The sequence below is a fragment of the [Clostridium] aerotolerans DSM 5434 genome (assembly GCF_000687555.1).
Classification (GTDB): domain Bacteria; phylum Bacillota; class Clostridia; order Lachnospirales; family Lachnospiraceae; genus Lacrimispora; species Lacrimispora aerotolerans.
Genome location: NZ_JHWJ01000046.1, coordinates 1 through 1,483 on the forward strand (window position 1 = coordinate 1; position 1,483 = coordinate 1,483).

The 1,483-nt window shown below is 62.6% G+C and carries 1 protein-coding gene; it reads left to right on the top strand.

Going from position 1 to position 1,483, the window contains the following annotated elements:
• Positions 1-1,480, top strand: a 1,480-nt coding sequence (locus T546_RS26510) for a hypothetical protein (RefSeq protein ID WP_034600420.1), incomplete at its 5' end; no start/stop codon positions are given.
• Positions 1,481-1,483: the final 3 nt, after the last annotated feature.

Genomic DNA, 1,483 nt, shown 5'->3' on the forward strand with positions numbered 1-1,483 from the left:
GATACCGGTCCTACTGGCAACACTGGACCTACTGGGCCCACCAGTGATACCGGACCTACCGGTGAAACTGGGCCTACCGGCGATACAGGACCCACAGGACCTACGGGTGACACTGGACCTACTGGAGATACCGGCCCCATTGGCGATACTGGACCTACCGGCGACACTGGGCCTACTGGGCCTACCAGTGATACCGGGCCTACTGGCGACACTGGACCCACTGGAGACACTGGACCTACCGGACCAACCAGTGATACTGGCCCCACCGGATCTACTGGCGACACTGGACCTACTGGACCTACCGGCGACACCGGACCTACTGGGCCTACAAGCGATACCGGGCCTACCGGCGATACTGGGCCTACCGGTCCCACTGGCTACACTGGACCTACCGGACCTACCAGCGATACTGGACCCACCGGGCCTACTGGCTACACTGGACCTACTGGATACACTGGACCTACTGGGCCTACCAGCGATACTGGTCCTACTGGCGACACTGGGCCCACCGGACCTACTGGACCTACTGGGCCTACTAGTGACACTGGACCTACTGGGCCGACCGGTTATACTGGACCTACAGGGCCCACTGGCCACACTGGACCTACTGGACCCACCAGCGATACCGGACCAACCGGACCTACTGGCTACACTGGACCTACTGGCTACACCGGCCCTACTGGACCCACCAGCGATACCGGGCCCACTGGCGACACTGGACCCACCGGACCCACTGGACCTACCGGGCCTACTAGTGACACTGGACCTACTGGGCCGACCGGCGATACTGGACCTACTGGGCCCACTGGCGACACTGGACCTACTGGACCCACCAGCGATACTGGACCCACCGGACCTACTGGCGACACTGGACCTACTGGCTACACCGGCCCTACTGGGCCCACCAGCGATACCGGGCCCACTGGCGATACCGGACCTACTGGCTACACTGGACCTACCGGGCCTACCAGCGATACCGGACCCACCGGGCCTACTGGCTACACTGGACCTACTGGCTACACCGGACCTACTGGGCCCACCAGCGATACTGGACCCACCGGGCCTACTGGCTACACTGGACCTACTGGATACACTGGACCTACTGGACCTACCAGTGATACCGGGCCGACTGGCGATACTGGACCCACTGGCTACACTGGGCCTACTGGACCTACTGGTGACACCGGACCTACTGGACCCACCAGCGATACTGGACCCACCGGGCCTACTGGTTACACTGGCCCTACTGGACCTACTGGCGACACCGGACCTACTGGACCCACCAGCGATACTGGACCCACCGGGCCTACTGGCTACACTGGGCCTACCGGATCTACCGGACCTACCGGCGACACTGGTCCTACTGGCTACACTGGCCCTACTGGTTATACTGGACCTACCGGCGACACTGGCCCTACTGGTTATACTGGACCTACCGGCGACACTGGGCCTACTGGACCTACCGGTGATACTGGACTGACCG